22 protein-coding genes and 5 tRNA genes are annotated in these 23305 nt (G+C 41.6%); 22 read left to right on the top strand and 5 right to left on the bottom strand.

Annotation, left to right across the window (positions count from 1 at the left end; all coding sequences use genetic code 11):
- Positions 1–170 precede the first annotated feature (170 nt).
- The 12 genes from L3V41_RS01655 to purF all read left to right on the top strand — a co-directional run bounded on the left by L3V41_RS01655 (position 171) and on the right by purF (position 11927).
- A complete protein-coding gene (locus L3V41_RS01655) occupies positions 171–2963 on the top strand; it encodes a monovalent cation/H+ antiporter subunit A (RefSeq protein ID WP_062569828.1) in 2793 nt (930 codons plus the stop codon).
- Positions 2963–3307 (top strand): Na+/H+ antiporter subunit C, encoded by a 345-nt coding sequence (locus L3V41_RS01650; protein WP_062569829.1) that lies wholly within the window; start codon positions 2963–2965, stop codon positions 3305–3307. The genes L3V41_RS01655 and L3V41_RS01650 overlap by 1 nt, the downstream gene beginning before the upstream one ends.
- Complete coding sequence (locus L3V41_RS01645; protein WP_062569830.1) at positions 3304–4821, top strand: monovalent cation/H+ antiporter subunit D; 1518 nt, start codon at positions 3304–3306, stop codon at positions 4819–4821. Before L3V41_RS01650 ends, L3V41_RS01645 begins: the two co-directional genes overlap by 4 nt.
- A complete protein-coding gene (locus L3V41_RS01640; RefSeq protein ID WP_062569831.1) occupies positions 4822–5358 on the top strand; it encodes a Na+/H+ antiporter subunit E in 537 nt (178 codons plus the stop codon).
- Positions 5352–5621 (top strand): K+/H+ antiporter subunit F, encoded by a 270-nt coding sequence (locus tag L3V41_RS01635; protein WP_062569832.1) that lies wholly within the window; start codon positions 5352–5354, stop codon positions 5619–5621. The genes L3V41_RS01640 and L3V41_RS01635 overlap by 7 nt, the downstream gene beginning before the upstream one ends.
- Positions 5622–5629: 8 nt before the next feature.
- Positions 5630–5962 (top strand): Na+/H+ antiporter subunit G, encoded by a 333-nt coding sequence (locus tag L3V41_RS01630; protein ID WP_062569833.1) that lies wholly within the window; start codon positions 5630–5632, stop codon positions 5960–5962.
- Positions 5963–6065: 103 nt separating this feature from the next.
- On the top strand, positions 6066–6860 hold the full coding sequence (gene truA / locus L3V41_RS01625; RefSeq protein ID WP_237127075.1) for a tRNA pseudouridine(38-40) synthase TruA: 795 nt from the start codon (positions 6066–6068) through the stop codon (positions 6858–6860).
- A gap of 158 nt (positions 6861–7018) precedes the next feature.
- Complete coding sequence (accD, locus tag L3V41_RS01620) at positions 7019–7894, top strand: acetyl-CoA carboxylase, carboxyltransferase subunit beta (protein WP_062569835.1); 876 nt, start codon at positions 7019–7021, stop codon at positions 7892–7894.
- 25 nt (positions 7895–7919) lie between these two features.
- On the top strand, positions 7920–9185 hold the full coding sequence (gene folC / locus L3V41_RS01615; RefSeq protein WP_237127074.1) for a bifunctional tetrahydrofolate synthase/dihydrofolate synthase: 1266 nt from the start codon (positions 7920–7922) through the stop codon (positions 9183–9185).
- An 11-nt stretch (positions 9186–9196) separates the two neighbouring features.
- The gene (locus tag L3V41_RS01610) at positions 9197–9826 is read left to right on the top strand and encodes an SPOR domain-containing protein (protein ID WP_062569837.1); all 630 of its coding nucleotides are present in this window, start codon (positions 9197–9199) and stop codon (positions 9824–9826) included.
- A gap of 61 nt (positions 9827–9887) precedes the next feature.
- Positions 9888–10382 (top strand): CvpA family protein, encoded by a 495-nt coding sequence (locus tag L3V41_RS01605; RefSeq protein WP_036969851.1) that lies wholly within the window; start codon positions 9888–9890, stop codon positions 10380–10382.
- 18 nt (positions 10383–10400) lie between these two features.
- Positions 10401–11927: an amidophosphoribosyltransferase gene (gene purF, locus L3V41_RS01600; protein ID WP_062569838.1), complete on the top strand. Its 1527-nt coding sequence runs from the start codon at positions 10401–10403 to the stop codon at positions 11925–11927.
- A gap of 73 nt (positions 11928–12000) precedes the next feature.
- Here the strand turns inward: purF and L3V41_RS01595 are convergent, their stop codons facing one another.
- The gene (locus L3V41_RS01595) at positions 12001–12600 is read right to left on the bottom strand and encodes a Yip1 family protein (RefSeq protein WP_062569839.1); all 600 of its coding nucleotides are present in this window, start codon (positions 12598–12600) and stop codon (positions 12001–12003) included.
- Positions 12601–12829: 229 nt separating this feature from the next.
- On the opposite strand from L3V41_RS01595, the gene miaE reads away from it, so the two are divergent.
- Both miaE and L3V41_RS01585 read left to right on the top strand, forming a co-directional pair.
- On the top strand, positions 12830–13588 hold the full coding sequence (gene miaE / locus L3V41_RS01590) for a tRNA isopentenyl-2-thiomethyl-A-37 hydroxylase MiaE (protein ID WP_062570042.1): 759 nt from the start codon (positions 12830–12832) through the stop codon (positions 13586–13588).
- A gap of 245 nt (positions 13589–13833) precedes the next feature.
- Positions 13834–14958, top strand: coding sequence for a hypothetical protein (locus tag L3V41_RS01585; protein ID WP_237127073.1), 1125 nt, complete (start codon positions 13834–13836; stop codon positions 14956–14958).
- Positions 14959–15022: 64 nt separating this feature from the next.
- Here the strand turns inward: L3V41_RS01585 and L3V41_RS01580 are convergent, their stop codons facing one another.
- The 3 genes from L3V41_RS01580 to ppiB all read right to left on the bottom strand — a co-directional run bounded on the left by L3V41_RS01580 (position 15023) and on the right by ppiB (position 17149).
- Positions 15023–15781 (bottom strand): transporter substrate-binding domain-containing protein, encoded by a 759-nt coding sequence (locus L3V41_RS01580; protein ID WP_237127072.1) that lies wholly within the window; start codon positions 15779–15781, stop codon positions 15023–15025.
- Positions 15782–15871: 90 nt separating this feature from the next.
- The gene (locus tag L3V41_RS01575; RefSeq protein WP_237127071.1) at positions 15872–16603 is read right to left on the bottom strand and encodes a UDP-2,3-diacylglucosamine diphosphatase; all 732 of its coding nucleotides are present in this window, start codon (positions 16601–16603) and stop codon (positions 15872–15874) included.
- A 54-nt stretch (positions 16604–16657) separates the two neighbouring features.
- Positions 16658–17149, bottom strand: coding sequence for a peptidylprolyl isomerase B (gene ppiB / locus L3V41_RS01570; RefSeq protein ID WP_237127070.1), 492 nt, complete (start codon positions 17147–17149; stop codon positions 16658–16660).
- Between the two features lie 177 nt (positions 17150–17326).
- Here ppiB and cysS point away from each other — a divergent pair, with 177 nt between their 5' ends.
- Both cysS and L3V41_RS01560 read left to right on the top strand, forming a co-directional pair.
- A complete protein-coding gene (cysS, locus tag L3V41_RS01565) occupies positions 17327–18706 on the top strand; it encodes a cysteine--tRNA ligase (RefSeq protein ID WP_237127069.1) in 1380 nt (459 codons plus the stop codon).
- Between the two features lie 137 nt (positions 18707–18843).
- Positions 18844–19728, top strand: a complete 885-nt coding sequence (locus tag L3V41_RS01560) for an EamA family transporter (protein WP_237114275.1) — start codon at positions 18844–18846, stop codon at positions 19726–19728.
- Positions 19729–19773: 45 nt separating this feature from the next.
- Here the strand turns inward: L3V41_RS01560 and folD are convergent, their stop codons facing one another.
- Positions 19774–20628, bottom strand: a complete 855-nt coding sequence (gene folD, locus L3V41_RS01555) for a bifunctional methylenetetrahydrofolate dehydrogenase/methenyltetrahydrofolate cyclohydrolase FolD (protein ID WP_062569846.1) — start codon at positions 20626–20628, stop codon at positions 19774–19776.
- 327 nt (positions 20629–20955) lie between these two features.
- Here folD and L3V41_RS01550 point away from each other — a divergent pair.
- The 6 genes from L3V41_RS01550 to tig all read left to right on the top strand — a co-directional run bounded on the left by L3V41_RS01550 (position 20956) and on the right by tig (position 23297).
- Positions 20956–21032, top strand: a tRNA-Pro gene (locus L3V41_RS01550).
- Positions 21033–21082: 50 nt separating this feature from the next.
- A tRNA-Arg gene (locus tag L3V41_RS01545) sits at positions 21083–21159 on the top strand.
- Positions 21160–21182: 23 nt separating this feature from the next.
- Positions 21183–21258: transfer RNA gene (locus L3V41_RS01540), tRNA-His, on the top strand.
- A 16-nt stretch (positions 21259–21274) separates the two neighbouring features.
- A tRNA-Pro gene (locus L3V41_RS01535) sits at positions 21275–21351 on the top strand.
- 124 nt (positions 21352–21475) lie between these two features.
- Positions 21476–21552: transfer RNA gene (locus L3V41_RS01530), tRNA-Pro, on the top strand.
- Positions 21553–21992: 440 nt separating this feature from the next.
- Positions 21993–23297: a trigger factor gene (gene tig, locus L3V41_RS01525; RefSeq protein WP_062569848.1), complete on the top strand. Its 1305-nt coding sequence runs from the start codon at positions 21993–21995 to the stop codon at positions 23295–23297.
- The last annotated feature ends 8 nt before the right edge of the window (positions 23298–23305 follow it).

Raw genomic sequence — 23305 nt, 5'->3', positions numbered from 1 at the left:
TTGGCCGAATAGGTGTGTCTCCTATAGACAAAATAGCACCCAATCAGTATAACTATACGCATTGTAAGCTTTTTTTGAAGCCAACTTTTAACCATCCAAATGAACAGTACGCAACTAATTATAACTAGCAGCGGTATTGATATTCTTATGACACTAAAAGGCTCCTTATTATGACTTTGCTCTGGATACCCCTGTTATCCTTGATTGGCAGTGTTATTTCATCCTGCACTTCAAAACTAACACGTAATCAAAGCACTGCTTTGACCATGTTAGCGCCTTTGATTGCTCTTGGAATCGTATTTTCCTATACACCAGCCGTTTTTTCTGGTGAAACTATCCGCTATACAGCAGATTGGATCCCACTGTTGAATATGCAAGTCTCATTTCGACTTGACGGGTTAAGTTTATTATTCCTTTATATGATTTTGGGTATTGGTACTCTAGTCATTTTCTATGCACGCTATTACTTAAGTAATAACGACTCACTGCCCAAGTTATATTGTTACCTTATGCTATTTATGACGGCCATGGTTGGCATTGTGATGTCTAACAATGTCATTCAACTATGGCTATTTTGGGAATTAACAAGTATTAGCTCGTTTTTATTAATTAGTTATTGGTGGCATAAGTCAGAAGCACGAAAAGGTGCAAGAATGGCGCTAGCAATTACGGGGGCGGGCGGTCTTGCGTTATTAGCGGGTTTACTTTTAATTGGTGATATTGTTGGTAGCTATAACCTTGATGTCATTCTTGCTAGTAAAGCATTAATTCAATCACACGACTTATATGAAGTGGGTCTGGTACTTATACTATTAGGTGCATTTACTAAGTCTGCGCAGTTTCCTTTTCATTTCTGGCTACCTCATGCTATGGCTGCACCGACACCCGTTAGTGCATACTTACACTCAGCAACCATGGTTAAAGCCGGTATATTTTTACTTGCGCGATTCTATCCTGCACTATCAGGTACTGATACGTGGTTTATTTTAGTCGCGATGACAGGTTTATCGACTTTACTTGTTGGTGCTTACATTGCGTTATTTAAACATGACTTAAAGGGACTGCTTGCTTACTCTACTATCAGTCACTTAGGTCTAATCACATTGCTGTTAGGTTTAGATACCGAACTTGCAACTGTGGCAGCTATTTTCCACATTATTAATCACGCGATATTTAAAGCGTCATTGTTTATGGCGACGGGTATTATTGACCATGAAACTGGCACCCGTGATATGCGTAAGTTAAATGGTATGTGGCGTTTTATGCCATATACAGCAACACTTGCTATGGTGGCCGCCGCTTCTATGGCAGGGGTGCCTCTGTTAAATGGTTTCTTATCAAAAGAAATGTTTTTTGCTGAAACCTTGCACCAGCAGGTACTGGGTTCTATGTCTTGGCTTATTCCTGTATTAGCGACTTTAGCGGGTGCCTTGTCTGTAGCGTACTCAGCACGATTTATACATGATGTTTTCTTCAATGGTGACCCGATTGATTTACCAAAAGAGCCCCATGAACCGCCGCGCTACATGCGCGTACCTATCGAAATTTTAGTGGTATTGTGTTTATTGGTCGGTATGTTCCCTCACTTTGCCGTCAGTGATATTTTGGCCTCAGCATCCTACGCTGTGCTGGGGGATGCTGCACCCGATTATAAATTATCTGTTTGGCATGGATTTAACTTACCTCTATTAATGAGCTTTATTGCAACCTGCTGCGGAATACTGATTTATGTACAGCGTAAGTATTTGTTCCAGTTCCAAGCATCATTGCCAACAATCAGTGCGAAAAAAGGTTTTGAGGGGGGGTTATACCGTGTGATCAAGTGGTCACAAGAGAAGATAAATCATATCGAAAATGGCTCGTTGCAACGCTACGCTTTTGTCATGATTACGGTTGTTTTACTGTGCGCTGGATGGCCTTTGTTTGAAATGCGTCAACTTGCTGGTGCCAGTGAGCTAACGCCTATTGATTTTCATAATGCCATTGGTGCTGGTTTGTTGATTATTGGTGCATTAGCAACCGTATTTTGGCATCGTTCACGGATGATATCTTTAATCATGATTTCAATCGTAGGCCTGATGGTGTCCGTTGCCTTTACTCGCTTTTCTGCGCCAGATTTAGCACTGACACAGCTTACGGTTGAAGTAGTCACTGTGATGCTACTGATGCTAGCACTATTCTTCTTACCACAGCGTACTCCAAAAGAGTCAAGCTCATTACGTATTTTACGTGATCTGGGGATTTCGTCGGCTATAGGTGTGGTTGTGGCGAGTATTTGTTATGCGCTATTAACAAGACCACTTGAGTCAATTTCTGACTTCTTTGTTGCCAATGCTAAAACTGGCGGTGGTGGTACAAACGTGGTGAACGTTATTCTAGTCGACTTTAGGGGCTTTGATACCTTAGGTGAAATCACCGTTTTAGGTATAGCCGCGTTAGGTATTTATAAATTGCTTATCAATTTACCTTTATTTATGCCTGCAAGTGATAGTGAAGGGCGTCCGTGGGCGCGGGAGCGTTATCCAATTCTTCTTGCAAGTATTTCACAAAGCTTATTACCTTTGGCATTGTTAGTTTCTGCATATATCTTTTTACGAGGCCACAATTTACCAGGCGGTGGATTTATCGCAGGCTTAGTCACAGCCATTGCATTTATACTACAGTACATGGCGAATGGCTCTAATTGGATAGCAGAGCGGTTTGATGTGAATTACCGTAAGATTATCGCATCGGGCATTGCTATCGCTTTATTCACAGGTGTTGGAAGCTGGGCATTTGGTCGTCCATTCTTAACAACGTGGTTTGATTATTTTGATATACCGTTAGTTGGCAAAACAGAACTTGCCAGTGCTATCGTATTTGATTTAGGTGTGTATTTAACTGTTGTAGGTGCAACGCTGATGATTTTAGCTAGTTTAGGAAAACTAACGGCTAATACACCCAAGCAAGAGGTAAATATTTAATGGAAGTATTGTACGCATCATGCGTGGGCGTGCTGGTTGCATGCGGCATTTATTTAATTTTAAGAGCGCGAACCTTTCCGGTCGTGTTAGGTTTAACCATGCTGTCTTATGCGGTAAACCTATTCTTGTTTTCATCAGGGCGATTAACAATTAATAAAGCAGCGGTTTTGGGCAGTGCCAGTGAGTATGCAGATCCACTCCCTCAAGCTTTAGTGTTAACGGCTATTGTAATCGGTTTTGCAATGACCGCTTTTGTCGTTATTTTGTCAATTCGTGGTCGTGCCGATTTGGGTAATGATCATGTTGATGGACATTTAGTTAAGTCTTCAAAGGAGCGAAAATGATTCAGCATTTGGCTTCTTTACCTATCTTAATTCCCATGCTGACAGGCATTATTTTACTCATGCCTCCATGCGGTAAGAATCTTCATATTCGCCGTGTGATGTCGGTGTTAATGTCGATTATAACCCTTGCTGTTAGTGCATTTTTACTACTTCATGTAAATAGTACGGCACCCATGGTATACGCCATCGGTGACTGGTCGGCTCCTTTTGGTATTGTATTGGTTGCAGATAGACTAGCGACTTTGCTGGTAGTGCTGACCAGCTTACTAGGTGCGGTTGTCGTGCTATATAGCTGCGCAGGTGATGATAAAAAAGGAAGCTTCTTTCATCCTCTTGTTCATTTCTTAATTTTAGGTGTGAACGGTGCATTTTTAACTGGGGATGTATTTAACCTATTCGTATTTTTTGAAGTGCTGCTAATCGCATCTTATTCATTATTGATGCATGGCGGGGACAAGCACAGCACCCGTGCAGCTCTACAGTATGTGATTCTTAACCTGATTGGCTCGAGTGTATTTCTTATTGCGCTTGGTGTTTTATATGGCGTAGTGGGTACCTTAAATATTGCTGATTTAGCCCAGAAAGTACCTCAGTTAACAGGTGATGATGTTTATTTAGCTAAAATCGGTGGTTTACTACTCATTGTAGTTTTCGCCCTTAAAGGAGCGTTGTTACCGCTACATTTGTGGTTGCCTAATACCTACGCAAGTGCCACCCCAGTTGTAGCCGCTTTATTTGCGATCATGACTAAGGTGGGTGTGTATGCCATGCTTCGTGTGTACACCGTCATCTTTGGTGATAACGCGGGTGAGCTTGCACACATGGCACAACCTTGGTTATGGGGGCTTGCATTAGCGACCATCATTCTGGGGTCGATAGGCGTTCTTGCAAGCCAAGATTTTAGAAAGCTCATTGCAAACTTAGTGATCGTATCAGTGGGTACATTGGTTGCGTTAGTCGCTATTCAGAATGTAGCGGCGACTGCGGCGTTACTTTACTACTTAGTTCATTCAACGATTGTTTGTGCTGTGCTCTTTTTACTGGCTGATTTGATTGCGCATCAGCGTGGAAAAGTGGCCGATCGCCTTGTTGCAGGGCGTGCTGTTGCACAACCTTTTTTATTAGGAATTAGCTTTGTAATTGCTGCCTTAACAGTAGTAGGCATGCCTCCACTGTCTGGTTTTGTAGGTAAAATTTGGATTCTAAAAAGTACCTTAGATAGTGAGAAGGGCATGGTGTTTTGGCCAATTTACTTACTTTCAAGTTTAGCCTTATTGGTTGCTATTTCTCGTGCTGGCACAAGCCTTTTTTGGGACCGAAAGTTCAAAGAAAGTGAAGCTGTCGAAGGTATAAAGGCACACCCATTAAAAGTCACGGCGATGTTACTATTGTTAGTTTGCTCTCCTTTGATGGTTATTTTTGCCGGTCCAATTTCAGATTTTATGCTTGCGACATCTGAGCAATTGTTCGATATCAACACCAGTATTAATAATGTACTACAGGGAGGCCGCTAAATGCGTTTAGAAGCTCGTTTTCGTTGGCTACCCACTCCGTTTCGCAGTGTTTTACTCTTCGTCGTGTGGTTGTTGCTCAACAATAGTGTGTCGCCTGGGCATCTACTGCTTGCAGCCCTTTTTGCGATCACAATTCCATGGATCACCTTTCCATTTCGGGATCCACAGCCGTTAATTGTTCGACCTGGCCTTGCATTTAGGCATTTACTGTTAGTCTTGTACGATATTGTAACGGCTAACTTGCAGGTTGCCTTACTGATCCTTGGGCCAACTAAAAGGCTACGCCCTGGCTTTGTTAAGGTGCCACTTGATTTAAGTCATGATATGCCAATTACGATATTAGCAAGTACAGTATCTTTAACGCCGGGTACGGTCAGTGCTGAGGTGTATCCCATTCCAGAGTCGCTTGCAGAAGGTGAAGAAATTGAGCAACGTTATTTGCTAATTCATGTGCTGGATTTAGCAGATGAAGCTGAACTTATTAATAAGATTAAACAGCGTTACGAAGCCCCGCTTAAGGAGATTTTCCGATGTTAGATACGGTATTCCTCATTGTGTATGGGATGATTGCCATTTCACTTTTATTGAATTTATGGCGTCTTATTATTGGGCCTTCAGTGCCAGATCGCATTTTAGCGCTTGATACCATGTTTATAAATACCATTGCATTAATCATTCTTTACGGTATGAGCATGGATACAGATTTATATTTTGAAGCGGCTTTATTAATTGCGATGCTTGGCTTTGTGAGTACGGTAGCAGTATGTAAATACTTGCTACGCGGCGATATTATTGAATAAGGTAACAAATGATGAGTGAATGGGTTGTTTCAATCTTATTGTTAATTGGTGGTTGCTTTATTCTGATAGGCTCAATCGGTTTGGTTAAAATGCCTGATTTTTTTATGCGCCTGCATGGGCCCACCAAAGCGACGACACTGGGTATGGCTTCACTGTTAATAGCGGCGATGGTTTATTTTACTTTCACACACGATGGTGTAAGTGTAAAAGAAATTCTTATTTCTATCTTTTTGCTCATTACAGCACCTATCAGTGGTTACATGCTGATTAAATCGGCTATTCACCATAAATTGCGTGCAAAAGAGGGCACCAAGGGCCAAGACAACATCGAAGAAGATTAGTCTGTAGTATTTATCAATATGTGATCTGCGCTCTTGGCTTTTATTGCACGGGCAGATCGCATAGAATGCCCCGTCATTTAGCACACTAGGTAAATAGATCATTATGCGAGTAGCACTTGGAGTAGAATACAACGGCGCCCGTTACAGTGGTTGGCAACGTCAATCACACGTCAACAGCGTACAGCAAGAAGTAGAAACAGCGTTGTCGCGTATTTGTAATCATCCTGTTGAGATTGTTTGTGCGGGTCGCACGGACGCAGGCGTTCATGGTACAGGCCAAGTTGTGCACTTTGATACTCATGCTGAACGCGAAATGGTGGCGTTTACGATGGGAATGAATACCCTATTACCAAAAGATATTTCTATTCGTTTTGCTAAGCCTGTGTCTGAAGATTTTCACGCACGTTTTAGTGCGACAGCACGCCGTTATCGTTATGTAATCTATAATTATACCTATCGCGGTGCCATTATGAGTGAAGGCGTTACTCATTTTCATCACCCATTAGACGAAACTAAAATGCAACAAGCCTGTCAGTACTTAATAGGTGAACACGACTTTACATCGTTCAGAGCACTGCATTGCCAAGCAAATACAGCAAATCGTACTATTCACCATTTGTCGGTAAAACGCCAAGGTGATTATGTGATCATTGATATTAAAGCCAATGCGTTTTTACATCACATGGTACGTAATATTACTGGTTGCTTGATGGACATTGGTTTACATAAGCATGAACCTGTTTGGTTAAAAGAGTTACTTGATTTAAAAGAGAGAGCCAAAGCCAGTGCGACAGCTAAAGCTGCGGGTCTTTATCTAGTGGATGTGGATTACCCTGAGCAGTTTGAGATCCCTAAAACACCATTAGGGCCTTTGTTTTTACCTGATTTAGACAGTTAACACTTGGTAGTACACTACTAAGACCAGTTTTTTATATCGTCTGCGGGTAATTCATGTTTTAATTGAAAAAATCTGTCTGTTTATTGGTTGTCAGAAATATCAATCAGTATTCCCAATTAAGCAGACTGCGACACAGAACAGTATTAAGAGAGTTGCAAATGAGTTGGTTAGAAAAAATCTTACCTAAAACGACTAAATCGTCAGGCCGAAAAGAAATCCCAGAAGGGGTTTGGGCAAAGTGTACAGACTGTGATTCAATTTTATATAAAGCAGAATTAGAAAAGTCACTTAACGTATGTCCAAAATGTGATCACCATATGCGTTTAAGTGGTCGTAAACGTCTTGAAAACTTTTTAGATGACGCTGATCGTCAAGAAATTGGTGCAGAGCACGAACCAAAAGACGTATTAAAGTTTAAAGATTCTAAAAAATACTCTGACCGTATTACCCAAGCACAAAAAGCAAGCGGCGAAAAAGACGCACTTGTGGCAATGAAAGGTCGCCTAAAAGGTATTCCTGTTGCTGCTGTTGCTTTTGAGTTCTCGTTTATGGGTGGCTCTATGGCGTCAGTAGTCGGTGCTCGTTTTGTTGAAGCTGTAGATCAATGTTTAGAGCATAATATGCCACTTATTTGTTTTTCAGCATCAGGCGGTGCCCGTATGCAAGAAGCACTTATGTCATTGATGCAAATGGCAAAAACAAGTGCTGCACTGGCGAAAATGAGCGAAAAAGGCTTACCGTTTATCTCAGTATTAACCGACCCAACAATGGGTGGTGTATCTGCGTCACTGGCAATGCTTGGTGATGTAAACGTTGCTGAACCAAAGGCACTTATTGGCTTTGCCGGCCCTCGTGTAATCGAGCAAACAGTCCGTGAAACTCTGCCTGAAGGTTTCCAACGCAGTGAGTTTTTGCTAGAGCACGGTGCAATCGACATGATTGTGGACCGTCGTGAAATGCGTGACACCCTTGCGCGTATCTTAGCGAAATTTATGAACTTGCCTTCTACTGAACAAGAGCATAGAGTAGCGTAAATTTCAGCTTAACTGATTAATCGCTATGACAGAAATCCTTCCTAGCCAATCATCAAGCCTTGATGATTGGCTTTGTTATTTAGAAAGTGTTCACCCTGCCAATATCGAGATGGGTCTAGAGCGCGTTGCTCGCGTTGCAAACCAAATTGGCTTACTCGATACACCGAGCAAAATAATCTTAATTGCAGGTACCAATGGTAAAGGCACCACAGCGCGTTGCCTAGAAAGCCTATTACTAGCGCAAGGTTTTAGTGTGGGTACATATGCTTCTCCACACCTTATTCGTTACAACGAACGCGTACGCATTAATGGCCAAGAGCTTGACGATCAATTCCATGTTGATGCTTTCGATATGCTGGAAAAGGGCCGTGGTGAGACACCACTGACGTATTTTGAGTACGGCACGTTAGGTGCACTGGCAATTTTTAAACGTCACGCCGTTGATTATGTGCTGCTAGAAGTGGGGCTGGGTGGCCGTTATGATGCGACTAATATCGTGAACCCGCATGCTTGTGTGATCACCACCATAGATTTAGACCATAAAGAATACCTAGGTGATACACGCGAGCTTGTTGGTTACGATAAAGCAGGTATTTTCCGACCTCATATACCCGCAATTGTGGGTGATTTAAATATTCCGCATACAGTAACTGATTACGGTAATGAAATTGATGCTGATATGGTTTTATCTGGCCGTGATTTTAAATTCACTGAAGACAGTGAAGGTTTCAATTGGCAGTACAAAGGTAAAGATTGGCGCTTAGCTAAACCCGCGATCCCTTGTCAAAATGCTGCCACTGCGTTGACCTTATTGGCTAAACTTGACTTACTACCTAGTGAGCTACAAGTACGCGATTGTTTAGCTAATTTAACAGTTGAAGGACGTTTTCAGCAGCTAAATGAACAGCCTCTTATTTTTACCGATGTGGCACATAACCCTGAATCGGCCCGTTATTTGGCGCGTAAATTAAGCGTGTATAAAGATCAAGGGTTTAAAATTCATGCATTAGTCGCTATGCTTGCAGATAAAGATAAAGTGGCAGCAATGTCAGCTGTGGCGGATGTTGTTCACGAGTGGTCGTTAGCCAGTTTAGATTGTTTTCGCGGCGATAAGGTTGAAAACCTTGCAAAGGCATTGGCTGAAACGACATCAACAGCGCCTAGTACGCAATATGACAGTGTTGAAACTGCGCTAGACACACTATTACCAAATGTAGACAATAACACCTTAGTAATTGTGTTTGGCTCATTTATAACCGTGGCTGCAGCAATCAGCTATTTTAAAAAATAGAGAGGAATTCGGTGAACGCAGGGTTTATTAATCGCTTAGTAGGGACCACCATTGTGGTTGTGGCGGCTATTGTCTTTATTCCAAATATTTTGGATGGAGAGAAAGTTCACTATACAGAAGGTTTTAAAGCAATTCCTGAACGCCCTGAGTTCACAACGATTGACTTACAAGATGAAATTGATAGTAAAGTTGCCTCTGCAGAGCAGCCTGCTGAAATACCTGTCGAAAATGCACAAGCGAATGATGCTGAGCTTACAGCAGAGCAAACTGAGCAATTTGATGATGCACCTAAAATGGTTGAAGCATCAACTCAAGATCCTGTTGAAGTTGTTAAAGTAGCCAAGCCAGTAGTAAAAACATCGGAGCCTGCTCGTAAGCCAGAAGAAAACCTCACGCAAATGGCTTATGTAATCCAATTAGGTAGTTTCTCACATGCGCCTAATGTAAAGTCGTTACTTGAAAAGCTCAAAGCGAATGGCTTTAAAACCTTTACTCGTCCAATCAAAACCCCGAACGGAACACTGACAAAAGTCTTTGTAGGTCCTTCACTTAGCAAGAAAGAGTTAGAAAGTAAGCTTGTTGAGTTAAAGCAGTTAACCAAGTTAAACGGCAAAGTTACTCAGTTTGAAATTACAAAATGATCTGGCAATTCCTCCGCTTGTCTTATAGAATGCGCCCCAAATTAACGACTAGTTGGTTCTTATGATCTGGGTTGATTACGCCATACTTGGCATTATTGCACTATCCACTATCATCGGCTTAATACGTGGCTTCGTAAAAGAAGCAATGTCATTAGCTGTATGGGCTGGCGCATTTATCATCTCTAGTTTGTTTTACCAATATTTAGCTTCCTTCCTAACAAGTATTTCAGAACCCCTTTTAAGAAATGCAGCCGCAATAGCCATATTATTCTTTGCGACACTCCTGTTGGGTGGATTACTAAACTATATTTTAGGTGAGCTTGTACAACGTACTGGTTTATCTGGCACCGACCGTGTATTCGGCATAGTGTTTGGTGCTCTTCGTGGCGTGTTGGTCGTAAGCGCGTTACTCTTCTTTCTTGATGCTTTTACCGGTGCACCTAATACGCACTGGTGGGGTAACTCTATTTTGATTCCAGAATTTGGCTTTGTTGTTGAGTGGTTCTTTTCGTACCTCGAAAACAACTCGAGCTTTTTAAATTCGGTAAACCGTTAATCGGCGAGGATAAATTTAATGTGTGGTATCGTTGGCATAGTCGGAACTTCTCCTGTTAATCAGGCGCTGTATGATGGCTTAACTGTTTTGCAACACCGCGGTCAAGATGCAGCTGGCATCATTACCATTGAAAATAATACGTTTAGCTTACGTAAAGCCAACGGCCTTGTGAAAGATGTGTTTCATACCCGTCACATGAAACGCCTTCAAGGTACGATTGGTATTGGTCATGTTCGCTATCCGACAGCTGGATCTTCTAGCTCGTCGGAAGCGCAACCTTTCTATGTTAACTCACCGTTTGGTATTGCACTTGCACACAATGGTAATTTAACAAACGCTGAAGCATTAAAAGAGCAATTATTTTCAGAAGCTCGCCGTCATGTTAATACAACATCTGACTCTGAAATATTACTTAATATCATGGCGCATGAGTTAAGTAAGTCTAATAAACTTAAACTCGATGCTGAAGATATCTTCACAGCAGTAACACAAGTAAATAACAAAGTAACGGGTGGTTACGCAACAATAGCAATGATTATCGGCCACGGTATTGTTGCCTTTCGTGACCCGAACGGTATTCGTCCGCTTGTATTTGGTAAGCGTGAAACAGCGAACGGTACTGAGTACATGTTTGCATCAGAAAGCGTTGCATTAAAAACAGATGGCTTTGAGTTTGTCCGCGATGTAGCGCCAGGTGAAGCTATTTACGTAACTGAAGAAGGTCAGCTTTTCTCACAAGCGTGTGCAGAAAAAGCAACGTATTCGCCGTGTATTTTTGAGTTCGTTTATTTTGCGCGACCAGATTCAACCATTGATCGTATGTCTGTTTATGCAACGCGTGTAAACATGGGGACTAAGTTAGGTGAAAAAATAGCACGTGAATGGGCTGATAAAGACATCGACGTGGTTATTCCAATCCCTGAAACATCATGTGATGTGGCGCTTGAGATTGCATCAGCGCTTAACCTGCCATACCGTCAAGGTTTCGTTAAAAACCGCTACATTGGCCGTACCTTCATCATGCCAGGTCAAGAAATGCGTAAGAAGTCAGTTCGTCAAAAACTGAATGCCATTGACCGTGAGTTCAAGGGCAAAAACGTATTGCTTGTCGATGACTCAATTGTTCGTGGTACTACGTCAGCGCAAATCGTTGAGATGGCTCGTGAGTCGGGTGCAAAGAATGTTTATTTTGCATCAGCTGCACCAGAAATTCGTTTCCCGAATGTCTATGGAATTGACATGCCTTCGGCTGCTGAGTTAATTGCTCATGGTCGTGAAGTGGAAGATATTAATGCAAGCATTGGTGCTGATGGTCTCATTTTCCAGTCTCTTGATGATTTAATCTCAGCGGTGAGCCAAGAAAACCCTGAAATCACGCGTTTTGAAACCTCGGTATTCGATGGACAATATATAACGGGTGATATCGATCAAGAATATCTTAACCATATCGATCGTCTACGTAATGATTCTGCAAAATCAACGCGTGAAAACGCAATGTCTTCAGGTTTAGAATTACATAACCAAGAAGAAAACAGTGCAGACTAATTAGTTTTTAAACTAATACATGAAAAAGGAGCTAGATAGCTCCTTTTTTGCTTGTGGAAAGAAAGGAAATAATTTAGGTAAACATCGGGTGGACAATACCGTTTGTCCACAGAATTGCTGTCGCAGCAAGGATTATGACCAGTAGAATTAATCCGCAAGTGACCACTGAACTGGCATAAATAAAGCCTCGTTCTTCAGGAATGTGCATTAAAATTGGCACCCCAGTGTAGAGCAGGTAAACAGAGTAGGCGAGGGCTACGAGGCCTACACACACCACAAACCAAAGCTCTGGTAGAAACGCCGCAAATGAAGACATAAACACCGGCGTTGCTGTGTAAGCAGCAAGTTCTAGGGTTTGAGTAAAGGTAGGTTTTGCACCAAAGGTCACGGCCATCCAATGCGCCAAGTAAGCCAGTGCAAATACGCCAACTATAAGCGCAAAGTACATGGCTATCGCAATCAGAAGCGCGCTATCATGCGTTAAAAATACTGCCTCGCCAGAGCCAATGCTCCAACCTAGATGGACTGATGAATAATAGCCCATGATGGATGGAATACATGCAATGAGTAAGATGTGCGATAAGCTATAACGCAAGCTTTCATGGCGGTTATCAATTGTTTGCCATTCTTCGAGTGGGTGGGCGTATAAGCCCCATAAGTGGTTCAAAATCATAATTGTTGCCCCTGTAAATAGGAATATGAGCTGTTTTATTTTTGTACAGCTTTGATTAAGTTATGGTCCACTTATTAAATATTGTCAAGAACCTGAAATACTGGAAGTGACGGGCCATGTATAAGTCTTTAGTACATATAGAAATTAGTTTTGCACTGATATGGGTCATAGAATGGCGGTGTATTTATATGGTAAAATCTAACCACGTTTATTGATGAGAATTTATTTAGTGCCTTACTCTGCTTTACTCGCTCCTATCCATTCTTTTTTAAAGTGTGAAACGCCAGATGAGTGGATTGCTGCGGCAATCAAACAAGAAAACTTAGATGTGGTATTAATTGATCACCTTATTTGTGAATTGAAAGCTGCTCAGTCAGCGATGTTTTTAATTCGTAAGTATGCAGTTGATAAAGAAAGTGGTGATGCATTACTTGCATGGCTAAAACCTTTTGAAACACTTATTTATAAACGAGAAGGGGATTGGCGAGAGCTTGCAGATAAAAACAAGCTAACTAAATCAATGATTCCAAAATCGAACTCGCCTTACGGGCAAGATCTGATTGATAAAATGGTCATGCTTATAAAAGAAGAGCTGCATCACTTTTATCAAGTGCTTGAGATCATGGATGAGTATGGTATTGAATATAAAAGCATTACGCCATGTCGCTACGCAAAGGGTATGCTGCGCCATGTAAAAACCTATGAGCCAGATGCGCTAGTCGATAAACTCATTATCGGTGCTTACATCGAAGCCCGCTCGTGTGAACGGTTTGCTAAGCTCGCTCCTCATGTTGATAAGCGGTTAGGGGATTTTTATATTTCATTACTGCGCTCAGAAGCCCGTCATTACCAAGATTACTTGACCCTTGCACAGGAAATCAGTGAATTTGATATTACCGAGCGTGTTGATTTTTTTGGTCAAATTGAGGCTGAGCTGATTGCAACGCCTGATGACGATTTTAAGTTTCACAGTGGCGTGCCAGTTTAAAAAGCGATGTAATCCAACAGCAAGGAGCGATTATTAATAAGCTCTTTGCTATCATTTTACTTTCTTATTTTATAAACCCTACCCCCAGCTATTTTCAAGAGCCTTATTCTTTATAAAAAAATAAATATTGACAATGCTGTAAATCTAAAGTACCCATAAATGGTCCAAAGTATTGACGTATGTATTTTATAACCTTGATTAAAACAAAATGGATGACCCCTTGATATTGAGGGTAAGGAAATAAGATGAAATATAAGTTGATATTAATGTTGGCTGTAAGCGCTTTGTTTATTGCAAATGATGCTGCAGCAGCACTTACAGAAGCAAAAGCGTGTGATACATGTGACTATAGAGAGGCACTGCGTATTGCAAAATTATATTATGAGAGGCCTAACTGTGAAGTTAGGAATTTAAATGATGGTAAGCCAGAGTTTGGGGTAACGACCTATCTTTGTAATATAACTTCAAAAGAGGTTATTGTTGCTAATGCACTGCAGCGCGTGGCGTTTAAATTTATAATTACTACAGAGCAACAAACCCAGTATAGTAAAGCGGTAAAAGTCAAAGCAATAGATACTACACTCAATAGCGCTGAAGCCGCTGCACTTGATGACTTTTATGAGATAGATAGTGAATTTAGGCGGGCTGTGAATGAAGCCGGTACTGTTACAACTAACTCAACAGTGACTGTACATGCAGGAAACTGGGGGGATGATTCAACACGTTCCACGCTTGCTAGTTCTGATGAAAGTTGTGCCAATCACCCATCTTTTTATTTAACGAGCATTGATGCACGTAGAAGTATTAAAAAAGAAATGCATGCTCAAATAGCCACTCGCCTTGGTAAAGGTAGCTGGAATGAGTTTATTACTGATACTCAAGTGAAAGTTTCGGGGATTCATATTGGTAAAAATAGTGCAGGGATTTCACTTTCATTAAGCCACGATAAAGTCGGTGTGTATGCAACGCGTTCTTATGGTAATTCAAGTAATAAATTAGTGTTTAAAGTCAGTTATGGTGGTGAATCAATAACAAATGGGAAAAGAGACTTGAATCTAAAATTTACAATGGATAGAGGCTTTTCACTCGTTGATGGCATTGAAATTGGCACTTTTATGAGTGGCATCAATGTTACTTTAACAGATACACTTGTTTCTAATTGTTTAATCGAAAATTTAGAAAGTATTGAAGGTGCAACAACGCAAATGAGTTCGCCTGGAGGTGGTGGAATTGGCGGGATTGTTACAGGCCCAGGAGGGGGGACGCTTATTAGAGGGGGTGGCTGTACTCGAGAAATAAATTATACAACCTGTTCGACCTCGGGTGGGGTGACAACTTGCACAAATAATTCCGTGAGCACTGGCTGTTAGGTTATTTTAGTATAGAGGCGTTATAGCCTCTATACTAAGCAAAATAAATGACTTACGAACTTGGCTAATTAAAATTTTTGCTAAGCAACGCTAAAACTTTGTCAGTTTGATTCGTGTCAAAATCATAACGTTTTAATATTTTTTCGGCGTCTCCATTTGCCACAATAGTTTGTAACCCTGTATATAAATCTTGCTGAAAATAGTCAGATTGAGGGTGATCTTTGGCCGTAATAACGTGTAACATTTGAGTTGATAGGAAAGGGGTGATGACCTGTATGTCTGAGTGTTTGAAATTTTGCAAGGTTTCGTTATTTTCTAACCAGTATAATGCGACTTCTTTTGTGCCGGCAACGAGGTCTACACGGCCATGTATTAAAAGGGTTAAGCTTTCTATTAGACTATGTGTTGTCGTAACCGCAAGTTGAGGATGGTGTTCAAACTCCTCACTTATAACATAGTCTTCTCCTTTGCTGATTGTGTAAGGAGTCAGAGAGTATAAGGAACCTGAATAGGTAATCTCACTATCAGCACGTTTCAAAAGCACAATATCAGCTGTCGCAAGAGGTAGAGAATAGGTAAATATTTTCGCCCTTTTTAGGGTATAAAAAGCACCAATAACCGCGACACGTTTATGTCGCTGCGCAAGCTTTAATGCGCGAGCCCAATGAGTATACTCAATCTCTACATTTTTATTTTGACTTTTTAGTGCGCTAACAACGAGTTCATGAACCCAGCCCGGCTTTTCGTTGTTGTCGATAAGGAAAGGTGGGAATGGTTCTGTGACTAATCGCCAAGTTTGGCTATAAGGAGAAAAACTTAGCATTAAACAACAAAACAAACAGGTTAACCGAACAATCATGACACACGCTTTTTAGTAAAAACTCTATTCAAGCATAGTCAAAGTTTCTATTATTTAAAGTGGCGAGCTGATTAGCTCTTGATTAGCAGGTGTAACCCTTAGGTACGACCCTTGCTCATACCAATCACCGAGTACAGTGCGAGTCAATGTCTTATTATTTACCCTGTAGTGATGTACGTTGGGTCTGTGTGTATGACCGTGGATCATATTAACAACCTGATGCTTTTCAAACATCGCTAATACCGCATCTTCAGTCACATCTAGAATTTCTAATGCTTTGCCAGCTTGGCTTTGTTTTGATTTTTCGCGTGCGTTACGGGCAATTTTCTTACGATACCAAAGCGGCATAGCAAGCATTAATTTTGGCCACCACCAACCACGACTTTTTTTACGGAATTTTTGATATTCAACATCTTGGGTGCACATTTCATCACCATGCAAGATAACTGTTGGAGTACCATATAAATCAATAACAACTTGTTCAGGTAATAAAGTCATACTCGCGCTTTTTGCATAGTCTTCTCGCATAATAAAATCGCGATTGCCATGAATAAAAAACACCTGTGTACCACTTTCACTTACTTGGCTTAAACGTGCGGCAACATTGATTGAAAGATCAGTTTGATAGTCATCACCGACCCATACTTCAAAAAAGTCGCCCAAAATGTACAATGCATCAACGTCATCATTAATAATCTTGTTATCAAGAAAATCAAAAAATGCTACTGTGATATCAGGGCGGTTTTCTGTTAAATGGAGATCGGCAATAAAATAACTTTGTTTCATGGTTACTCGCAAAAAAGCGGGCAAAGGCCCGCTTAAAAAGACTAAACGATTAAATTAGCTAACCGTTACTTTTTCGATGATTACATCTTCAAGAGGTACGTCTTGGTGGAAACCAGCACTGCCAGTTGCAACACCTTTGATTTTGTTAACCACATCCATACCCTCAACAACTTCTGCGAACACGCAGTAGCCCCAGCCTTGTGATGTTTCACTGCTGAAGTTTAAGAAGTCATTGTCGTTAACGTTAATGAAGAACTGCGCAGTCGCTGAGTGTGGATCCGGCGTACGTGCCATTGCCAATGTACCTACTTTATTCGCAAGGCCATTATTAGCTTCGTTTTCGATAGGGTTGTTTACTTCTTTTTGAACCATACCTGGCTCAAAACCACCGCCTTGTACCATAAAACCATCAATTACACGGTGAAAAATAGTACCGTTGTAAAAGCCAGAGTGTGCATACTCTAAAAAGTTTTTAACTGTGTTTGGTGCATCGCTTTCGTGCATCTTGATAGTGATGTCACCAAAGTTTGTGTGTAGTACAACCATGAGGTTTCCTATATCTGGTTTAATAATGGGGCTATTTTATAGTAGTTGCCTTGGATTAACAAAGTGCTTATTGAGACAGATTAACAAAGTGCTTATTCAATTGATAAAGCGCTAGAGCAGCGGCTTTGCAAGTGTTACCATAAAGAATCTCAAAACACCGTTAAGGACATTTTATAAATGGTACAAATTTACAACACACTTACGCGACAAAAAGAGCAGTTTAAACCCCTTGTTGATGGCAAAATCGACATGTACGTGTGTGGTATCACCATTTATGATTACTGTCACATCGGTCATGCCCGTACATTCGTCGGTTTTGACGTCATTGTTCGTTACCTTCGCCACATTGGTTATGACTTAAAATATGTTCGTAACATTACTGATGTTGACGATAAAATTATCAAGCGTGCTAATGAAAATGATGAATCAATTAATGATTTAACCTTGCGTATGACCAAGGCGATGCATGAAGACTTTGATAGCTTAAATATGCTGCGTCCTGATGTTGAGCCAACAGTGACAAACCATATGGATGAAATCATCGCGATGGTTGAGCGTTTAATTACTAAAGGCCATGCGTATGTTGCAGCAGATGGCGACGTATTGTTTGATGTATCAACCTTTGAGCAATACGGTGCTTTATCGCAACAAGACCTAACCATGCTACAGGCTGGTTCTCGCGTTGAAGTTGCACAAGATAAGCAAGATCCACTTGATTTCGTACTTTGGAAAAAAGCCAAGCCTGGCGAGCCATCATGGTCATCACCATGGGGGGAAGGGCGTCCTGGTTGGCACATCGAATGTTCGGCAATGAGCTCTAAACACCTAGGTGAGCACTTTGATATTCACGGTGGTGGTTCAGATCTACAGTTCCCGCACCATGAAAACGAAATTGCTCAGTCATGCTGTGCAAATAACGGTAAATACGTGAATACGTGGATCCACACAGGTATGGTACAGGTTAATAAAGAGAAGATGTCTAAGTCATTAAACAACTTCTTTACCGTGCGTGATGTATTAAAAGAGTACGATGCTGAATCAGTTCGATACTTCTTAATTTCAGGTCATTACCGTAGCCAGCTTAACTATTCGCAAGAAAACCTTGAGCAAGCGCGCTCCTCCCTTGAGCGAATTTACACTGCACTGCGCGGCGTAACGCCAATTGAATGTGATTTAACAGGCAATGACTATGTGGCTAAATTCAGAAAGGCGATGGATGATGACTTTAACACCCCAGAAGCGCTACCAGTGTTATTTGAGTTAGCAAAAGAGCTAAACCGTGTTAAAGACAGTGATGCAGAGCAAGCAGGTAAACTTGCTTATGTACTGCGCAGTGTTGCAGAAGTATTAGGTGTTGCACAGCAAGATCCAGAAGCTTTTTTACAAGGTGGTCAAGCTGATGACGAAGTTGCACATATCGAAGCGTTAATCGCAAAACGTAATGAGGCCCGTGCTAGTAAAGATTGGGCGGCAGCTGATGAAGCCCGTGATGCATTGAATGCACTTGGTGTGGTACTGGAAGATTCTGCTGGCAAAACAACATGGCGTAAAGCATAAGTATCAATCTAAAATTGCACATCAAAAGGTTGCCAATGTCGGCAACCTTTTTTGTTTTAAAAATTTATTTTTAATATTGACCTCAACTAAAGTTGAGGTTTTACCTTGGCGTTACTTTGCTTTAACAAGGACTGACTTTGAATATCTTACTTGCCATGATCCCTGCCTTTTTATGGGGTACCACTTACGCAGTAACTAAATATGCCACACCAGATTGGCCACCATTGTTATTAGGCGCAGTGCGTGCATTACCTGCAGGGTTATTACTTTTATTGCTTAAACCTAGTTTACCGACCCGCTCTCAGTGGCCAAGTTTATTGACCTTAGGCGCTGTGAATATTGCGCTGTTTTTTGCGTTTATTTTTATTATGGCGGTGAATCTTCCTGCTGCCATTGCTGGGGTAGGGATGGTGTCTGTGCCTGTTGTGGCTTTGTTATATGCTTGGCTTACGAAAGGGCAGCGCCCTGCAAAAATTCAAGCATTCTGCGCTATGACGCTGGTGGTATTGGCGTGGTTGTTGTTTGACCCAGCACACGTAGCATTGAATGTATTGGGAGTGGCTGCTTTATTTGGGGCCTTACTTACTATTGTGATTGGTAGCACCTTAGTACAAAGTTTGTCGGTGCATATACATTGGTGGGTTGTACTTACCTGGCAGTTAATCATTGGCGGCACTATTTTATTATTGGCTGCGTTTATTGATGGCAGTTTACTTCACTCAGAGCAATACCAAGTGGTATTTGAGCCTATCTCAACGCTGCAATATTCTGCATTCTTTTGGTTAATCGTGCCCAATACCGCCATCGCCTATATACTGTATGTGTGGTTATTAGGGCGTATGACTGTTGCTGAGTTTTCATTCGGGACTATTGCAAACCCAATTGCGGGTATCGTATGTGCTGTTATTTTACTTAGCGAGCAATACCAAGATTGGCAATACTTGATTATGGCCATGATGATCGTATTTTCAGTACTGCCACAGATGTTGAAGGTTATTCGTTCTAGTAGACAAAAAGCATAAACAAAAAGGGCTGCCAATTGGCAGCCCTTTTACAAAACTTAGCGTTTAGCTGTGATATTTTTCACAAGCTTCAAGCGTATTTTCGATTAAGCTTGCCACAGTCATCGGGCCAACACCACCAGGTACAGGCGTGATAAAATGTGCTTTTTGTTCTGCTACATCGTATTCAACGTCACCAACAAGCTTACCCGAATCAAGACGATTAATGCCCACATCAATCACAATGGCACCCTCTTTAACCCAGTCACCCGGAATAAACTCAGGCTTTCCAACCGCAACAACTAATAAATCAGCGCGGCGAACATGCGTTTCTAAATCTTGAGTAAACTTGTGACACACCGTTGTTGTACAGCCTGCAAGTAAAAGTTCAAGTGACATAGGGCGACCAACAATGTTTGATGCGCCAACAACCACAGCATGCATGCCTTTGTAACGAACACCTGTAGAGTCGAGTAGGGTGATGATCCCCTTTGGCGTACAAGGACGAAGTGCAGGCATACGCTGCGCTAAGCGACCAATATTATACGGGTGGAAACCATCAACGTCTTTGTGAGGAGTGATACGCTCAAGAATTTTTTCAGCATCAAGGCCTTGCGGTAAAGGTAATTGAACTAAAATACCGTCTACTTCTTTGTCTTCGTTTAGTTGATCTATTAATGCAAGTAAATCTTGTTCAGTGGTGTCGCCAGGTAAATCATAAGACTTAGATACAAAGCCGACTTCTTCACATGCTTTACGTTTAGAACCAACATACACTTGGCTTGCTGGATCTTGACCTACTAACACGACTGCGAGTCCTGGAGCACGTAATCCGTTCGCTACACGCTCTGCAACGCGTTCTGCTACATTGCTGCGTACTTGTTTAGCTATTGCCTTACCATCGATGATGTTTGCCGTCATGGGTGACCTTTCATTGGGGTTAGTTAACTTGATACTGATACATTTAAATATGATTATCCGATAAAGGGGTGTGGATAAATAAATCATATTTATTTTATGTTGCGTATTTTCGCAGAAAAGCATCATAGCGCCAAGATGCAATCTTATATAAAGCGTCGATTTATAAAAAAGAGTCCAAATTTTAGCTTATATTTGCAATATTTAACCATTATGAACTAAAAGTGACCGATTGAATTATTTTCTTAAAAAAATGTTTGACCTAACCCAGCCAAATCACTATTATGCACCCCGTTGTTAACGAGGTCACTCGCAAACAATAGTAAGCATCGGCGATTAGCGCAGTTTGGTAGCGCACTTGGTTTGGGTCCAAGGGGTCGCAGGTTCAAATCCTGCATCGCCGACCACTTCTTCTTTAAGAAGCGGTGCTTACAGGCAAACTTTTGAAGTTTTCGATGCGCCCGTAGCTCAGCTGGATAGAGCAACGCCCTTCTAAGGCGTTGGTCGAAGGTTCGAATCCTTCCGGGTGCGCCATTTGAAAATATGTAAATGCCGTGGTGATTGTAGCTCAGTTGGTAGAGCCCCGGATTGTGATTCCGGTTGTCGTGGGTTCGAGCCCCATCAGTCACCCCAATTTACTCTAAGATATCGGCGATTAGCGCAGTTTGGTAGCGCACTTGGTTTGGGTCCAAGGGGTCGCAGGTTCAAATCCTGCATCGCCGACCACTTTTAGAAAGTTAAAGGTCGAAGAACGATTGGTTTGGGTATGTCCAATTCAGTCGAAGGTGCAAATTTTGTATCGCCGACCATTTTTCATAGTGGTCTTTATTTTCAAAACTTCTCTCAGTATCGGCGATTAGCGCAGTTTGGTAGCGCACTTGGTTTGGGTCCAAGGGGTCGCAGGTTCAAATCCTGCATCGCCGACCACTTTTAGAAAGTTCAAGGTCAAAGAACGATTGGTTTGGGTATATCCAATTCAGTCGCAGGTGCAAATTTTGCATCGCCGACCACTTTTAAGCTTTAATTCCTCACTAAAAGCTTCTTAAATTCATATTACATACCTTCAAACCAGCTTAATTCATCGTTGTTATTTTACTGCGTTCGTTTTTTACGCACTTGAACGCTGATTGCTGCTATATACGCCAAATAATTGCCCCCTAGACTCGACTATCATAAATATTAGGTTATAATGCCGCGTCTATTGTTTAACATAGTGCCCATAGAGGCAAAGCAGCAATGGTATCTCATGGTTACAATGCGCCGTTTTAAGTTGAAATTTTCAGCGTTAAAACTTGCTATCACTCATAGAGATCACCTTGTTTGTAAGGAAGGCGAACAGTCGCCAAAATTGAAGATTGAGGTAAATCATGCAAGTTTCTGTTGAGACGACTCAAGGCCTTGAGCGCCGTCTGACCATCACCGTTCCTGCAGAGAACGTTGAGACTGAAGTAAAAAAACGCTTACAACAACTGTCTAAAACCCAGCGTATCGATGGTTTCCGTCCTGGTAAAGTACCAGCGTCTATCATCAACAAGCGTTACGGTGCAGCAGTACGTCAAGAAGTTGCTGGCGAATTAATGCAACGCAACTACATTGAAGCAATCGTTTCAGAGAAAATTAACCCAGCAGGTGCGCCTACTTTCGCGCCAAAAGCGTTAGAAGCTGGTAAAGATTTAGAATTCGATGCAACTTTCGAAGTTTACCCAGAAGTTGAAATCCAAGGTTTAGATAAAATCGCTGTTGAAAAACCAGCTGTTTCTGTCACTGATGAAGACTTAGCTAACATGCTAGAAACGTTACGTAAGCAACATGCTTCGTGGACTGAAGTTGACGCAGCTGCAGGTGAAAATGACCGTGTAACTATCGATTTCGTTGGTTCTATCGACGGTGAAGAGTTTGAAGGTGGTAAAGCTGAAGACTTCCCTCTAGAACTTGGTCAAGGTCGTATGATCCCAGGTTTTGAAGACAACATCGTTGGCAAAAAAGCGGGCGAAGAAGTTGTTGCTGAAGTAACTTTCCCTGAAGAGTACCACGCTGAAAACTTGAAAGGTAAAGCGGCTTCTTTCACAATTACTGTGAAAAAAGTTGAAACTCAAGAGCTTCCTGAGCTTAATGATGAGTTCGCAACTAAATTCGGTGTAGCTGAAGGCGGTGTTGACGCTCTTAAAGAAGAAGTTAAAAAGAACATGACGCGTGAGCTTGACCAAGCGGTTAAAGCTAACGTTAAAGATCAAGCAATCAAAGGTCTTTTAGAAAATAACGAAATCGAAGTGCCAAAAGCGCTAGTAGATCAAGAAATTGATGCTCTACGTCAGCAAGCTGCACAACGTTTCGGTGGCGATGCTAAAAACATGCCTGAGCTTCCAGCTGAGCTTTTCCACGAGCAAGCTATTACTCGCGTTAAAACTGGCCTATTATTAGGTGAAGTTATCAAGGCGAACGAGCTTAAAGTTGATGATGCTAAAGTTGAAGAGCTAATCGCAACGGTTGCATCTGCATATGAAGATCCAACTGAAGTTGTAGAATACTACAAAGCAAACGATCAGCTTATGCAACAAATGCGCAACGTTGCTATGGAAGAGCAAGCAGTTGAAGCAATCCTAGCTAAAGCAAACGTGACTGACGTTGAAAAAGCATTCGACGACATCATGAATCCACAGCAAGGTGCTTAATAAGTCAT

Source organism: Pseudoalteromonas sp. L21 (assembly GCF_021728035.1).
In the GTDB taxonomy this organism is placed as follows: Bacteria; Pseudomonadota; Gammaproteobacteria; order Enterobacterales; family Alteromonadaceae; genus Pseudoalteromonas; species Pseudoalteromonas arabiensis.
Note: the sequence above shows the minus strand (reverse complement) of the source record. Positions and strands in the feature narration are given on the sequence as shown.

Bases quoted from the DNA above. Each gene is read 5' to 3' on its own strand.
- L3V41_RS01655 (WP_062569828.1), top strand. From the start codon at position 171: ATGACTTTGCTCTGGATACCCCTGTTATCCTTGATTGGCAGTGTTATT.
- L3V41_RS01650 (WP_062569829.1), top strand. From the start codon at position 2,963: ATGGAAGTATTGTACGCATCATGCGTGGGCGTGCTGGTTGCATGCGGC.
- L3V41_RS01645 (WP_062569830.1), top strand. From the start codon at position 3,304: ATGATTCAGCATTTGGCTTCTTTACCTATCTTAATTCCCATGCTGACA.
- L3V41_RS01640 (WP_062569831.1), top strand. From the start codon at position 4,822: ATGCGTTTAGAAGCTCGTTTTCGTTGGCTACCCACTCCGTTTCGCAGT.
- L3V41_RS01635 (WP_062569832.1), top strand. From the start codon at position 5,352: ATGTTAGATACGGTATTCCTCATTGTGTATGGGATGATTGCCATTTCA.
- L3V41_RS01630 (WP_062569833.1), top strand. From the start codon at position 5,630: ATGATGAGTGAATGGGTTGTTTCAATCTTATTGTTAATTGGTGGTTGC.
- truA (WP_237127075.1), top strand. From the start codon at position 6,066: ATGCGAGTAGCACTTGGAGTAGAATACAACGGCGCCCGTTACAGTGGT.
- accD (WP_062569835.1), top strand. From the start codon at position 7,019: ATGAGTTGGTTAGAAAAAATCTTACCTAAAACGACTAAATCGTCAGGC.
- folC (WP_237127074.1), top strand. From the start codon at position 7,920: ATGACAGAAATCCTTCCTAGCCAATCATCAAGCCTTGATGATTGGCTT.
- L3V41_RS01605 (WP_036969851.1), top strand. From the start codon at position 9,888: ATGATCTGGGTTGATTACGCCATACTTGGCATTATTGCACTATCCACT.
- purF (WP_062569838.1), top strand. From the start codon at position 10,401: ATGTGTGGTATCGTTGGCATAGTCGGAACTTCTCCTGTTAATCAGGCG.
- L3V41_RS01595 (WP_062569839.1), bottom strand. From the start codon at position 12,600: ATGATTTTGAACCACTTATGGGGCTTATACGCCCACCCACTCGAAGAA.
- L3V41_RS01585 (WP_237127073.1), top strand. From the start codon at position 13,834: ATGAAATATAAGTTGATATTAATGTTGGCTGTAAGCGCTTTGTTTATT.
- L3V41_RS01580 (WP_237127072.1), bottom strand. From the start codon at position 15,781: ATGCTAAGTTTTTCTCCTTATAGCCAAACTTGGCGATTAGTCACAGAA.
- L3V41_RS01575 (WP_237127071.1), bottom strand. From the start codon at position 16,603: ATGAAACAAAGTTATTTTATTGCCGATCTCCATTTAACAGAAAACCGC.
- ppiB (WP_237127070.1), bottom strand. From the start codon at position 17,149: ATGGTTGTACTACACACAAACTTTGGTGACATCACTATCAAGATGCAC.
- cysS (WP_237127069.1), top strand. From the start codon at position 17,327: ATGGTACAAATTTACAACACACTTACGCGACAAAAAGAGCAGTTTAAA.
- folD (WP_062569846.1), bottom strand. From the start codon at position 20,628: ATGACGGCAAACATCATCGATGGTAAGGCAATAGCTAAACAAGTACGC.
- tig (WP_062569848.1), top strand. From the start codon at position 21,993: ATGCAAGTTTCTGTTGAGACGACTCAAGGCCTTGAGCGCCGTCTGACC.